This is a genomic window from Dysgonomonas termitidis, assembly GCF_054657735.1.
In genome coordinates this window covers 798,144-813,106 of the sequence record NZ_BAAHYD010000003.1, presented here as the reverse complement: position 1 = coordinate 813,106, position 14,963 = coordinate 798,144, and the positions used below count along the sequence as shown (strand labels likewise).

Annotated in this window: 8 protein-coding genes; 4 read left to right on the top strand and 4 right to left on the bottom strand. The window is 39.0% G+C overall.

Annotated elements, in window-relative coordinates; all coding sequences use genetic code 11:
• The 4 genes from ACYQ3L_RS24495 to ACYQ3L_RS24480 form a co-directional block, all read right to left on the bottom strand.
• Nucleotides 1–3,357, bottom strand: a complete 3,357-nt coding sequence (locus tag ACYQ3L_RS24495) for a TonB-dependent receptor (RefSeq protein WP_379993640.1) — start codon at nucleotides 3,355–3,357, stop codon at nucleotides 1–3.
• A gap of 167 nt (nucleotides 3,358–3,524) precedes the next feature.
• Nucleotides 3,525–4,568 (bottom strand): FecR family protein, encoded by a 1,044-nt coding sequence (locus ACYQ3L_RS24490; protein WP_379993641.1) that lies wholly within the window; start codon nucleotides 4,566–4,568, stop codon nucleotides 3,525–3,527.
• A gap of 52 nt (nucleotides 4,569–4,620) precedes the next feature.
• Nucleotides 4,621–5,229: an RNA polymerase sigma-70 factor gene (locus ACYQ3L_RS24485; protein WP_379993642.1), complete on the bottom strand. Its 609-nt coding sequence runs from the start codon at nucleotides 5,227–5,229 to the stop codon at nucleotides 4,621–4,623.
• A gap of 586 nt (nucleotides 5,230–5,815) precedes the next feature.
• Nucleotides 5,816–7,411 (bottom strand): glycoside hydrolase family 32 protein, encoded by a 1,596-nt coding sequence (locus tag ACYQ3L_RS24480; protein ID WP_379993687.1) that lies wholly within the window; start codon nucleotides 7,409–7,411, stop codon nucleotides 5,816–5,818.
• Nucleotides 7,412–7,912: 501 nt separating this feature from the next.
• Here ACYQ3L_RS24480 and ACYQ3L_RS24475 point away from each other — a divergent pair.
• The 4 genes from ACYQ3L_RS24475 (at nucleotide 7,913) to ACYQ3L_RS24460 (ending at nucleotide 14,898) form a co-directional block, all read left to right on the top strand.
• Complete coding sequence (locus ACYQ3L_RS24475; protein ID WP_379993643.1) at nucleotides 7,913–8,515, top strand: RNA polymerase sigma factor; 603 nt, start codon at nucleotides 7,913–7,915, stop codon at nucleotides 8,513–8,515.
• A gap of 84 nt (nucleotides 8,516–8,599) precedes the next feature.
• On the top strand, nucleotides 8,600–9,736 hold the full coding sequence (locus tag ACYQ3L_RS24470; protein ID WP_379993644.1) for a FecR family protein: 1,137 nt from the start codon (nucleotides 8,600–8,602) through the stop codon (nucleotides 9,734–9,736).
• Between the two features lie 200 nt (nucleotides 9,737–9,936).
• Nucleotides 9,937–13,395, top strand: a complete 3,459-nt coding sequence (locus tag ACYQ3L_RS24465) for a SusC/RagA family TonB-linked outer membrane protein (protein ID WP_379993645.1) — start codon at nucleotides 9,937–9,939, stop codon at nucleotides 13,393–13,395.
• A 24-nt stretch (nucleotides 13,396–13,419) separates the two neighbouring features.
• Nucleotides 13,420–14,898, top strand: coding sequence for a RagB/SusD family nutrient uptake outer membrane protein (locus ACYQ3L_RS24460; RefSeq protein ID WP_379993647.1), 1,479 nt, complete (start codon nucleotides 13,420–13,422; stop codon nucleotides 14,896–14,898).
• The last annotated feature ends 65 nt before the right edge of the window (nucleotides 14,899–14,963 follow it).

The following is a 14,963-nucleotide window of genomic DNA, read 5'->3' as shown; positions in this document are numbered from 1 at the left end:
TTAATGAAGACTTATATTTACACCAAATACGAAAGTTTTTATCTGAGGATAATTACCTCCACCCTGAATAGGAGTTTCCGGATCGCTGGAAGAGAAATAATCGGAAATAGTGAACAGATTATCTGCCGACACATAGAAACGGCACTTGTCTATTCTCACATGCTTTGTCCACTTCGCAGGTAATGTATAACCGATCTGTATATTTTTCATTCTCAGATACGATGCATCCTCAATCCAGAATGTAGAAAAACGCTGGTTATAACTTTGATTATATGTAAAACGAGGGTATTTTGCATTCGGATTCGGATTAGACGCCTGATAACGATCCTGATGGAAAGTCTGAGGATATGTCGACTGGTCGGTAAAGGCATGGCGGGCAGGCCCGTAAATGTATCCGTCTACTTTACCCACTCCCTGAAGCAAGAAACTGAAATCAATACCTTTATATTCTATATCGCCTTTCAGGCTAAATGTATAACGAGGAATAGAGCTCCCGACTACTCTCCTGTCTTTATCCAAGTCGATAGCGCCATCCCCATCAAAATCCTTATATTTTATATCTCCGGGCTGTACCATTCCTGCATCGCCGGACATAATCGGAAACTTCGGATTCATATACTTACCCCTTGCCGCGTCATAATATTCAAAGTCGGTAGGCATGGCTATACCATCGGCGACTAAACCGTAAAATGCATCATATGCTTCTCCTTCTTTGGATATAGTATATGTTCCAATTTTGTCTGAATCCCATTTTGTAATTTTATTTTTCACGTCGGCCAAAGTAAATCTTACTCCATAGTTAAGATCTTTGCCTACTCTGTCTCTCCAGTCTATCTGCATTTCCCATCCTTTATTTTCCATTTCGTTTCCGTTTTCATCCGGATCTTTAAGAAATCCACCTGCGGCGGGTTGTTCCCTGTTGAATAATATTCTTTTGGTTTTTCTTACGTAATAATCTCCTGTGAAAGACAGTTTATTATTCAGCACATTGATATCCAACCCAATATTGGTAGTATGTAGCATTTCCCACAACAACATAGGATTACCTATATATGTCTCAGCATATCCGTCATTTGGAACTGCTCCTAATGCCGGCACAGACACAGAACCTATACGGGAAAGATAAGGGTAGAGATCCGAACCCATAGAATATTGATTACCAAGTATCCCCCACGATCCGCGCAGTTTTAACTGATCCAGGAAGCTCCTGAAGTTATCCATAAAACTCTCTTCGGAAATACGCCATCCGGCAGAGAAAGATGGGAACCATTCTCCACGATAACTTTTATCAAACCGGGACGTTAAATCGTAGCGAAGATTCGCTTCCAGAAGATATTTACTTTTATAGTCATAGTTTAAACGCCCGAAGCCTGACCGCATAGACCAATGGCTGGCAGCAGACGAGTTTGCCTGAGTATCGGCAGATCCGAATTCAAGGACAGGATCTTTTTCCGTTATCAGATTCTTTCTCGACGCATTAAACTGGTCGCTTCTTTGCCATTCCTGCTGATAACCTAACATGGCATGGATACTGTGATCTTTGATTTTCAGGTCATAGTCTGTCTGAATAAACAAGTTTTGGCTAAGAGTACTGTAATCGCGGTTTTCGATAGAGTTTGGCGTATTGGTTGTATACCATATTTCGTCAGAATCCGGATAGTAGAAATTGATCGTTTTACTAAAAAGATTCCTGAAACTGTTGGACTGGCGGGTTATATAGTTTGCCGAGGCCGTCCAGCCTTTCATTATAGTTGCTTCCACTGTAAAGTTACCTGTAAACTCATTCGATCTGAAGTTCTGGCCGCCACCATCGGTAAGATATGCAACCTGGTTACTTTGTCCTCCTCCATATCCCCATTTCCCGTCAGTAAAACGAACCGGAACTAACGGACGGGTTCTCATCGCATTATATAAAGATCCCGCGGTAAGATCAAAAGATGCATTAGGCGCGGTAAAATTTCTTTCGACATATCCCATATTGGCCGTAATATTAAATATATCCGCGACTTTTGTGTTCAGTTTTAAACGTACATTATGCCTTTGTGAGCTGGTAGATTTTCCTACTGTTAAGCCCTTTTGATCGAGATAACCGTAAGATATCAGATACCCCATGTTTTTCGCTTTGCCGTCTACACTTGCATTAAAGTTATATTGCGGCGCCGAAGACCTGAATACGGCATCTATCCAATCGGTGTTAGCGTAATAATTGGGGTCTGAGCCATCAAGGACTTTCTGTATATCCGCGGCTGTATAATTCTGATTACCTCCGATATTTGCCTGAGCCTCATTCTCCCAGGCCATAAAGGTAGGGCTGTCTGCCATTTTCGGCATTTTGGTAGGCTCTTGTATTCCTATATAAGAATTGATATTGATATGGGGGGCACGTTCGCTGCCTTTTACGCTTTTAGTAATAATCAATATTACCCCGTTTGCAGCACGGTTTCCATATATTGCCGCCGAGGCAGCATCCTTCAATACAGAAATACTTTCTATATCGTTCGGGTTTATAATATTCATATCGCCTTCGGCTCCATCAATTAATATCAATGGACTATTGTTGGATACTGAACCAATACCCCTGATCTGTATCGATGCATTGGACTGTCCCGGTAAACCTCCGTTTGCACTTGCTGTAACGGTCATTCCCGGGACTAAGCCCTGCAAACCTGTAGATACATTGGTTATCGGACGCTTATTCAGTTCATCTGGGGTGATAACACCGACAGAACCAGTCAGGTTGATCTTCTTTTGCGTGCCATATCCGACTACTACTATTTCATCCAGAAGCTTGTCTAATGGTTGTAATACGATATTAAATTCCGCCTCGTTCCTGATTTTTATCGACTCTGTCTGGTAACTCACATAAGAAACTTCCAAAACCTCTCCTGGAGATGCTTCGATAGAAAATTTCCCATCTATATCCGTCAGGGTGGCGGTAGTGGTTCCTACTATCTTCACTGTAGCGCCGATCAACGGTTCTCCCTCACTATCGGTCACAGTCCCTTTCATCGATTTTTTATTACCGGCAGGAATTTGTTGTGTCTGTGGTTTCAGTATTATTTGCCTGTTCAAAATTTCGAAGGAAATACCTTTTCCTTCAAATACTTTTTGCAGGATGGCCGGTACCGTCTCATTTCTGAAATTTGCAGCCACTTGCTGATTCATATTAATCGACGAATTAAAAACAAATGTGTAATTCGTTTTCTTCTCTATTTGAGCCGTCAGCTCTTTAAGTGACATCTCTCCGGCAATACTGATTTTAGATAAGGTTTGATTTGTATTTGCTATTGAAGGTAAAGAACAAAGAGAAAACACGAAAAAAGACAAAATTGCGATAAATCTGGTCGTTTTTATCATAGTTTAAGTTGTTAAATTTTTGAATAAACTATTATCTTTGCAACAGACAATGGGTATAATAACCTCCTACTAAGAATTTATTCTTAGCAACTTGTGCTTGGTATTATGATCAAATTGTTGCTTGATTCGGGTTAAGGAATTTGGGGTTTCTTAGCCCGTTTTTCACTCTATCTATATCTGATGGTCACCTCCTCTCCCTTTATTTTGTAAGTTATTGGGGTTATTTTATTTATTAACTCGAGTATTTCCGTCAGCGATTCTGTTTTTATAGTCATCCAATAGTATTCACGCGATATTTTACCCTCTATAGTAATATTGACACCATACCAACGCTCCATTTTGGATATGACTACCGGCATAGGGTCATTTATAATTTTGAGTTGTCCATGCCGCCATATACCATCTATTTCCGGGTCGCAGGTTGTCAGTTTAAAACTATTTTTATCTTTGTTTATAACTATTTTTTCATTAGGCTTCAATACTCCAAATATCTTGTCATTCATCTTTCCCACAGAGACTTGTCCGGTCATAACAGAGACTGATATTTCTTTGTCCCGTTGGTAAGCCTCAACATCGAACGAAGTACCTAACACACTCACTTGTATATCATTAACCGCAACCTTAAAACTTAATCCTTCATTCCTCGTCACATCGAAGAAAGCTTCTCCATCCATCTTTATATTCCGGTTATCCACTCCATAACCGGTATTATAGGTTATTCTTGTGCCCGAATTCAACCATACTAATGTTCCATCAGGCAAAAAGAGTTTTGTCTTGTGCCCGGGAGGGGATTCGATGGTCACCTCTTTTTGTAAAGGTTTCGTTGCCTTTATCTGAAAAAGAGAAAAGGAGAAGCCTATAAGTAAAGCAATAGTTGCTGCAATACCGGCCATTTGTAAAAGTGTTTTCCGGCTATATGATTTCTCTGTGATTTCATTTACCTGTGTACCTTCTTCACTGATGTTATTTGAAGATGATTCTATACGCTCTTTAAAAAGATCGAAAGCCTTGTCTTTATCATATTTTTGACTCTCTTTAATATATTCAAAAGAATAATATATTTTTTTTATTTCCTCAAAGTAGGACACATGTAATTCAGACTCTGACAACCAAAGCTGCAGTTCATCATTATCTTCTTCCGAAAGTGATCCTTCAAGAAAATCTATAATAAGAGTAAGTTTATGCTCGTCTATATTGTGGTATTCTTCCATTTATAATGTTGCTTATATAATTAAAGACAAGCCAAAATGAAAAGAGGGTAAATCAGAATAGATTTTTTTTCAATAAAATTAATAAGAAGGGTATTAATACATTTATATAGTCTTTCAGATCGTTTCTCAAACGGGACAATGCTACCTTCATATGATATTTTACAGTATCGACCGAAACATCAAGGGTCTCAGCTATTTCCTGATACTTCATATCAGAAAATCTGCTCAGTTCAAATACCCTTCGGGTTAAGTCCGGCATACTGGCAAGACTATCCTTAATTTTCAGATCAAGCTCTGTTTCTATCAGTTTTATCAATGGAGAGTTGTCCGGGTAAGCCAGTACATCCGTATTTTTTTCCATTGATGACCGGAGTTCCGTTTTTATGCCTTCCATTTTTTTCTCTCTGATCAGATAATTTATCGACGTGTTCTTAACCGCACTCATCAGATACCCGCGCAAAGAACTGTTGATAATCAAATTATCGTGTTTAGACCAAATAGAAAAAATGACATCTCCTACAATCATTTCTGCTATATAAACGTCCTTCACATACTGATAAGCATATGTACATAAAGCCTGATAGTGATAATCATATATATACTTATAGGCATGCTCTTTTCCTGCTATTAAGTCTTTTATCAGATCTTGCTCCTTATCCATGATGCAAAAATGTCTTTTATGCTTAGCTTGCCCTGATTATAGTCTTTTTACAAAAGAGACTGATACTGCACTTTTAGGTTTATCTATTTAGGGCCTCTATTTTGATCTTACAAAAATATCCCATTATCCATCTTTTTTCGTTTCTTTTTTGTTTCTTTTCAGTTTCTTTTCACTTAATCTTTCTTTTCATTCAGATTGGAAAAAACAGCCCTGAAAAGTTGAACCGGATAATAATTAAACAGGCACCTGGCTCATCGTTTCAAATTTAGCTTTTTTTCTTTAATACCAAAATTTTACATTTATCTTTAACTTGATAAATACTTCTTCTTTATTTTACAGATATATATTCTGTATATAAATAAAGTAAGTATATACTAACAGGCACCAGCTAAATTGTAAGACAGATATCCCAATATAACAAAGAAAATTATTATTTCCGGACTCCTATGGCAGGACAAAAAAAGAGACTGAAAATCATCAATCTACAGTCTCTTTTAATTTATGATATTGAAGTCTGTTAACGATTAAGCTTATAACCCCGTTTTTTATTTACCAACCAGCAGATTGTTCCTTTTAATCAGTTCTATTACATCCAGACAGATTTTATATTGGATACCTCCAGATCTTTTATTTCAATATTATTACCCCAGAAATGAAAACCTTCCTTATTGTTTACATCAGGGCTTCTTTCCATTGAGTAAGAATATGCGCCTCCATCGATAAATACTTCAATAGATGTTTTATCTATATATATGTCGGCCGATAACTCCATACTTGTCATATCTTCGGGAGAATAGAATATTCCGTTGATCCTGGTAGAGTTCAGGTCATAATCGAGAATCCTTTGCCCGAAGAGATTGAAACCCGCGCTGGTCGCATGAGACAGTTTTATTCTGGCCTTTACCCTTAGGCAATCCGCCGAATAAAATTCTTTCAGTAACTCATTTGCTTTATCTGATGTCAGATTATTCCATTTACGGGCCGGAACGAAAAGTTGTTCCGCTTCCCTTACTGGAATATTGAATAATCTCACACCGTCTTTTGTATTCTTTAATTTCAGTTCTGTAGGCAAAAGCATCATTCCATTAAATGGCATACCCGGATGGCTTATGCGTCCCCAACCGATCTGTACGCGCCGTCCGTCCGTCATACTGGTAATAGTCTGAGCTGCATATATTGATCCGCTGCAATATAAATATTTCCCTTTTTCGGGAGTAAACACTTTTCCGTCAAACGAGCCCAGCATATATGTCCCCGATGCTCCGTACATAACCCATTTGGTATTGTCCGGATTATCATCTATAGCCAGCTCGAAGAGTTCGGGGCATTCCCAGAATCCGGTAACATGGCTTTCATATTTCCAATCCTTAAGGTTTGCAGAAGTATATATTGAATGTCCGTCACGTTCGTTGAGCACCATTACCCAATGGTTGCCGGGTGTGTACCAGAATACTTTCGGATCGCGGGTATCCTGGCTGTTCCATATATGTTTGGAATCAATAACCGGATTACCTGTATATTTGGTAAATGTACGTCCTTTATCCAGACTGTAGGCAATACACTGCACCTGTTTTTCAGAACTGGCAGCAGTATAAGCGGCGATCATAGCCGGGTTCTGCCCTTTATTATAACCTGCTGTATTATCGTAATCTATAACTGCCGATCCTGAAAACATCCCTCCAAGATGATCCGGATATAAAGCATCGGGAAGTTCTTGCCAATGTATAAGGTCTTTACTTACGGCATGTCCCCAGTGCATATTTTCCCATTCCCTTTCGTACGGATTATGCTGGTAAAAAAGGTGATATTCCCCGTCATAATATATGAGTCCGTTAGGATCATTAATCCATCCGCGGCGGGTTGTGAAATGGAATTGCGGGCGATTTTTTTCTTTGTACAGACTATCCTGTCCTGCAATGACGTCATCCTGATATATTCTGTTCAAGGCTTTATCACTACCTTCGTAACTTATTGTAATAGTCTTGCCTTTCAGGTCGGCGACATCTTTAAACACCCAATAATCGGCTCCTTCCGGTGCTAACCGGATAACGACCGACAAATCGTCCTTACCATCTGTTTTAAATGTCATCCTTGCCCGGTCCTGCCTGTGCGATACAGGGAAATTCAGATATTTCTTATTGACTTTAATTTTGATTTCCCCGGCTGATATGGAAAGACTCATAAAAATAAAAAGGCTTGCAGTCAGCACCTTTAATGCTAGTGGTTTCATCTGGTATATTTTAGTATTAAATAATTCATTTAAGTATAACATGACATCCAATTTTTGAAAGTCATTACATTTCGTACTGCAAACATAAAGCTAACATTCTTTTATATTGATAAAAATGTTGTAAATTCTTATAAAAATGTTGTATTCTTTATTTCCATCTTATCGCAACTCGAATTAAATAGGAAAATTAATAAAATGATTTGAGCAAAATAAATTACATTTGCAATGTTGTATCATAATTTTCATAGTGTGAGAACATCATAAAAGTTTTATTAACAATACGGTAAAATCGGACAGAGAACAGATCCGGCAGTTATAGTTCCGGGAAAAGATGTCGCCAGAAGTCATGTGTATCCGGCGGCACCTCAAAAAGGATAAGAGTTATTACAAAAAAGGATTGTTCAGAAAAACCGTTTATTATATTTGTATTGTATTCAATCATAAGTAGTAACAATGTCTCCTCCATCTGTAAATAAAAAAGACACCTTATCAGACTATTGGCTTTCATTTGTTAATGGAGACAAAGAGGCATTTGCTGATTTTTACAACCAGGGTTACAATATACTTTATTCTTACGGGATGGGTCTTGGAATGGACAGCCAGCAAGTGAGAGATATTATTCAGGATATTTTTATCCGGTTATATACTAACTCTGATTTGATTAATGATCTGTACACCATTAAACCATTTCTCCTGCGATCTGTGCGAAATGCATTTCTGAATATAAAAAAAACAGAAAATCGGCATACAGATTTCGAACAGATCAATTTTGAATTAAGATATTCGATTATAACAGATGATATAGAAGACACGGAAAAGCAGGAACATCTCAAACTTCGGATAAAGAATATATTATCGGTACTAACTCCCCGTCAAAAAGAAATAATTTACCTACGCTTTATACACCAAATGGACTATGAAGAGATATCTCAAATCATGTCCCTGTCGGGGCAGGCTGCACGAAACTTACTGCACCGGGCAATAACAAAGGCCCGGGAGAATGACAATAATAAGGATTTATTAATTCTTATTATCCTGTTTATCCATATACATTGATCAAAAAAAATAAAAAAAGTATATAGGGACTGATTACAAAATCAATCTTCGGTTGTATTATATGAAAACAGCTAAATTTTTTGCATGAAAAATTATGATACAATAGAAGATTTTTTGCTGGATGATGACTTTTTGCAACTGGCGCAGGGTTGCGACAAAGAAGCGCTGGAGCGTTATATAATGGCGAACCCTGATAAAGAAATCATAATAAAGCAGGTTCTGCTACTGCTTCGCAATATCGAAATAAAACCAGATTTAGCCACTCAGGAGACTATCGATGAAGATTGGGGAAAATTTGTTTCCGCTATTGAAAAGAAAAAAAAGAGAAGACCTTTTTTATGGATAAGTTCTGCTGCAGCCATTTCTTTGATATTCATTGTATCCTATTTCTTTTTTTTACACACGAAGCCATCCATCACCAAAGAGCATGAGCTATTATCAATGCTGGACTCTATCAGTATAAACTCTGACGAAGTAAGAATAATTTCAGGAGATTCACACACTTATGTAAATGAAAACGATACTATAAAGCAAACCAATGAAGGCAGCCTTATTGTCGGGAACGATGAAATAAAATCAGCCGATATTAAAGATCAATTTCTACAATTAATTGTTCCAAATGGAAGGCGGGCCACTATAAAGTTCTGTGATGGCACATTTGCCTGGATAAATTCGGGATCAAAACTGATGTATCCTAAAAAATTTGCAGGAGAAACACGTGACATATATATTGATGGTGAAATGTATCTTGATGTAGCTAAAGATGAACGGCATCCTTTTATCATACATACAAGTAAGTTTGAAGTGAAGGTTCTGGGCACACAATTCAACATTTCGGCTTACAACAAAGATGCCTCAAATTCTGTGGTTCTGGTAGCCGGGAAAGTCGAGGTTACATGTTCGGGTAAAAAAGGTGCGTTAATGCCCGATCAGGGATTCTTCCTGAAAGATGGAAAAGAATGTATAAAAACTGTTGATGTATACAAATATATATGCTGGAAAGAAGGCGTAATGGTATTTGATACAGAACCGTTAAGCTCTATAATACAAAAACTCAGCCGTTATTATAATGTGGAAATACATGCTGATGATGAGTATATATCTGATCTGTACAAAGGTAAGTTAGATCTTAAAGATTCAGTTGAAGACGTATTGAAAAGCATATCCCTGTCCAGTCCGTTTGTAATAAGAAAGGAAAACAATATTATATATATAGAATAAGCTGGATTTTTTACAAATATGTGTGTGCGCAAACACCAATATAATTTATTTAATAAGTAATTAAGTTTTATCCCTAAAAAACCGAAACTATGAAAAACGCCGGAAAAATGCCATGCCACAAAGTTCAGATGTAAAATCATTGTTCATTTTATTCATTTGCAAATAATGAATTGTTAGTTCATTCAAAAATCTTTAATCTTATGAAAAAAACACCTAACCTTTTTAAAGATTGTAGGCAAAACAATCTTTTCCTGAAAATGATGAATTTATACATTGTATTGTTATTCTTCAGTATCAATACTGTATATTCAGCAAGTGCACATTCACAGACCGTCAATTTATCTTTGAATGTAAAGAATGTAACTCTGGATAAGTTATTTACGGAAATAGAAAATTCTACAGAGTATGTTTTCTTTTACAAAAAAGATATTCTGAATGAAGAAAGGATATCTGTCAAAGCTGAAAATAAAAATTTAGAAGAGATACTGAACAGTGTGTTGATCCCCCGCAATATGAACTATCATATCAAGGGGAAACAGATCATTGTTGTTAAAAACGGTCTGTCAGAAGAGCACCTTTCCGAATATCAACAAAAACCTGCTTACAGAGTAAAGGGACGAATCCTCGACAAAACAGGAGAGCCGCTTATCGGTGTATCGATAGTACAAAAAGGAACGACTTCCGGTACAGTGACCGATGTGGATGGTCATTTTACAATTAACCTGCCCGACGAAAACGCTGTTCTTGTTATATCTTATATCGGCTATATCACTCAGGAAGTCGCCGTAAAAGGAAAAACCGAACTGAATATTACACTAAACGAAAGTACAGCGGCATTGGACGAGGTGGTGGTTATAGGATATGGTGTAGTAAAGAAAAAGGATTTGACAGGTTCGGTCGGCCAATTGTCGTCCGAACGGACTAAAGATCTGAAAGTATCGGATGCTACCCAAATAATGGCCGGGCAAATTGCCGGTGTGCAAATACAACAGATCGGAGGAACACCCGGACAGGGCGCCACTATCAGAGTCCGCGGCTCAGGCTCCATATCGGCGTCGAGTTCTCCGTTATACGTGGTCGACGGATATCCGTTAGGAGATCAGAACCTGAATTCTGTTAACCCCAGCGATATTGAATCTATTGAAGTTTTAAAAGATGCGTCAGCAGCCGCAATTTACGGTTCACGGGCCGCTAACGGGGTTGTTCTTGTTACTACAAAGTCGGGTAAAGCCGGAAAAGTGAATGTCAACCTTGATATGTACTATGGGTTCCAGAATATAACAAAAAAGATAGACATGCTCGATGCCCAGGAATTTGCTATGTTTAGTAAAGAAGCATTTAATAACAACTATGTCGACAGAGTATCCGGAGCAAAGGCAAGCGATCCGCTAAGTGCCCGCCCGGCAGGAAACCGCTATCGTTATCCGGCGATATACGATGATGCAGCAGCAATGGCAGTTATAGGAGCCGGCACAGACTGGCAAGACGAAATATTCAGGTCTGCCCCGATTCAGAATTATCAGTTGACGGTAACCGGAGGAGACCAGAAAACAAAATATATGTTTTCCGGCGGATATTTTGGACAGGACGGAATTATCATTGGTAGCGACTTTAATCGTTTCTCTGCCCGTGCTAAGGTAGATACAGACTTCAATAAATGGCTGAAAGTAGGGATTAATCTGGCCCCGTCATATATGAATTCCAAAAAAGTAGGACGCGGACACTGGGCCAGTGACGGCGTTGTTAATGCAGCTTTATCCACATCGGCTATAGTGCCGGTATATAAGGAAGATGGTACATACGCATCGCAGGCGATGTATGCTGTAGCCGGTGACGGACTTACGGGAGTGCCGAATGCTGTAGCCCTGGCAAATGGAATAAAGGACGAAAATACAAATCTTCGCCTGTTCGGTAATATGTATGCAGAATTTTCATTAATGAATAATCTGAAAGTAAAAACTACTTTAGGCGCAGACTTCAAAGAGTGGAGAAATAATTATTTTCGTCCGTCGACAGTCCCTAAAAACGGAGTCGAAGCCCCCCTTCCTTCCACAGACAGGAAAGCAACGGCTGAAGCTTATGAGATATTCAACTGGTTAAACGAAAATACAATATCTTATTCGGGTACTTTCGGCCTGCATGAGTTAGATGCTGTAGCCGGATTTACATTACAAAAAAACAAATACACACAAAATAAATCAGAAGGCTCTGATTTTCCGGACGATATAATACAAACAATTAATAATGCCAAAGTAAAAACCGGAACTTCCGATATAAATGAATGGTCTATGGTATCATACCTGGCGCGTGTTAATTACAGGTTTAATAATCGTTACTACCTCACAGCTTCTATACGCTCCGACGGCTCTTCCCGTTTCGGAAAGAATAATCGTTACGGTTATTTCCCTTCGGGTTCCATAGCCTGGAGGATTTCCCAGGAAGACTTTATGAAAGGAATAACATGGATCGACGACCTTAAAATCCGGGCAAGTTTCGGCCTTACAGGTAATAATAATATAGGTAATTATAACGCCATTGGTACGATGAGTACCCAAAATTATGTTCTGGGAGCCGGAACAGGTAATGTAGTGACCGGCGCAGCTCAGAAAAGCATTTCGAATGCCGACCTAACATGGGAGAAAACAAAGCAATTTGATGCCGGAATTGAATTGAATATACTCAGAAACCGTCTTTCGTTCGTTGTGGATATTTATAAGCGTATCACTACAGACCTGTTATTGAATGTGGATATTCCGACTATAACCGGATTTAAGAATGCATGGCGCAATATAGGAGAAATGAATAACAAAGGATTGGAGTTTGGTATTAACAGCGTGAATATAATGAACAAAGATTTTACATGGACCACGAACTTTAATATATCAACCAATACAAATAAGGTGGTTAAACTGGGACCGACAGGAGATCCGATCCAGAGTGACGGAGGAGCCGGAACAACCCATATAACCATGATTGGCGAGCCTATCGGCAGTTTCTATGGTTATAAACAGATCGGAGTTTATATGAATGCGAATGATCTGGCAAACAGCCCCCGTATGTCCGATTCGCATGTCGGAGACGTTAAGTTCGCTGATATCGACGGAAGCGGTTCTATAGACGCGAATGACCGTACTATCATCGGAAGTAATATGCCTGACTTCGAATGGGGTATGATGAACCAGCTGACTTATAAGGGTTTCGACCTTAGCATCTTACTACAGGGTGTGCAAGGACGTGATGTACTGCACCTTGCCAAACGGTTCTATACACAGATGGAAGGAAACCAGAATCAGATGAAAGAGGTACTCAACAGATGGCAGTCGGAAGCAAATCCGGGAGATGGCTGGACTCCGCGCGCCAATTCGCTAACCACTGGACAGAATAATGCGGTTTCATCCCGTTGGGTCGAAGATGCCTCTTTCATACGTATCAATAACCTTACTCTTGGCTATACGTTACCTGTGAATCTGGCAAGCAGGCTATCTATGCAACGTGCCCGTATCTATTTTTCCATTCAGAATCTGGCCACAATAACAGACTACAGCGGGTATAACCCTGAAACGAGCTTCCAGGAAGACAGCGTACTGGCTCCCGGCACCGATTACGGTGCATATCCACTGGCACGGAGTTTTACTTTTGGGGTAAATGTAACATTCTAACAAATAGATTAATATATGATTATTATGAAAAATATATATAAATTATTATTACTATCGGGTATCTGCTTAAGTTTGATATCATGCGACGGTTTTTTGGACCTGCAACCAAAAACAGAATTATCTATTGATCAGTATTACAAGACTCCGGAACAATTTACAGCAGCTGTAAACGGAGTTTATTCCGCGTTGCAGGAGGGTAACCTGTACGGAAACTGGTATGTTATGTCCGAGATTCCATCCGATAATACACGCAATGCCTTGTCCGGTTCGGTAACAGATCAGGATGAGTTCGACAAATTCTATATTCGTACAACAAATCCGTATATTGCCGATTTCTGGAATAAATCTTACGATGCGATAAACAGATTAAATACAATCCTGGGACGGATTGACAATATCTCTATGGATGACAATCTGAAAGAGCACTATAAAATGGAATGTAAGTTCTTGCGGGGATTATTGTATTTCAATGTGGTCCGTGTATATGGCGATGTGCCTTTAGTGCTGAAAGAGGTCACAATAACAGAAGCGTACGATTATGCGCGTGAAAGCAAGGATAAGGTATATTCCCAAATAATCTCAGACCTGACAGAGGCTGAAAAATTACCGAAATCCTATCCGGCCTCCGATATAGGACGTGCAACTTCCGGTGCGGCAAAATCCCTTTTGGGAAAAGTTTATCTCACTCTGAACAATTATCCTGAAGCCGAAAAGAAACTGTTGGAAGTAATAAGCGGCGGGGAATATTCTTTACTTGAAAACACGGCCGGTTCATTAAATATAGATGGATATGCAAGTGTATTCAATGCGAATAATCATAATAGTAAAGAAGCTGTATTTGAGGTCCAGTTCAAAAAAGGAGGTTATGGAGAAGGAAATAATTTCCCGAACGCATTTGCTCCTGAAAACTCAGGTACAAGTGTAATTTCTATTGGTGGATCAGGCGGTAATAATGTACCCGAACAGGAGATGTATGATTCCTATGGTGCGGGAGACCTCCGCCGCGATTTTTCTATGAGGCTGGGTTATATCAATAATAAGACAAACAAATGGGTCGATTCACGTTATGTAAGCAAGTATTTCGATACCCCATATCAGGACGGGGACTCTAACAACAACTTTCCGGTAATACGGTATGCGGATGTATTGCTGATGTACGCCGAGGCCTTGAACCGAAACGGAAAGACTGCCGATGCCTGCGCATATCTCAACAAGGTGCGTCGCCGGGGATACGGATACCAAACAACAGAAACAACCTCTGTGGATATCAACACGACCGACAAGGATGCCTTTTTATTAGCTGTAGAGAATGAACGCAGGGCGGAACTCGCATTCGAAGGACATCGTTGGTTCGATCTGGTTCGCACAGGCCGTGCAATTGAAGTCCTAAAATCGAAAGGATATAAATTGAACGAAACAAACCTGATTTGTCCGATACCTCAAAAGCAAATCGATGTAAATCCCAAACTTTCGCAGAATAATTATAAGATAGAACCGAAATAATTCCATAACAGGCAAGAAGAATATATTATTCGTTTTCCGGATTATATATTCTTCTTTGCTTATAT

Coding starts and splice junctions, on each gene's coding strand:
- ACYQ3L_RS24470 (WP_379993644.1), top strand. CDS start 8,600: ATGAAAAATTATGATACAATAGAAGATTTTTTGCTGGATGATGACTTT.
- ACYQ3L_RS24460 (WP_379993647.1), top strand. CDS start 13,420: ATGAAAAATATATATAAATTATTATTACTATCGGGTATCTGCTTAAGT.
- ACYQ3L_RS24465 (WP_379993645.1), top strand. CDS start 9,937: ATGAAAAAAACACCTAACCTTTTTAAAGATTGTAGGCAAAACAATCTT.
- ACYQ3L_RS24490 (WP_379993641.1), bottom strand. CDS start 4,568: ATGGAAGAATACCACAATATAGACGAGCATAAACTTACTCTTATTATA.
- ACYQ3L_RS24480 (WP_379993687.1), bottom strand. CDS start 7,411: ATGAGTCTTTCCATATCAGCCGGGGAAATCAAAATTAAAGTCAATAAG.
- ACYQ3L_RS24485 (WP_379993642.1), bottom strand. CDS start 5,229: ATGGATAAGGAGCAAGATCTGATAAAAGACTTAATAGCAGGAAAAGAG.
- ACYQ3L_RS24495 (WP_379993640.1), bottom strand. CDS start 3,357: ATGATAAAAACGACCAGATTTATCGCAATTTTGTCTTTTTTCGTGTTT.
- ACYQ3L_RS24475 (WP_379993643.1), top strand. CDS start 7,913: ATGTCTCCTCCATCTGTAAATAAAAAAGACACCTTATCAGACTATTGG.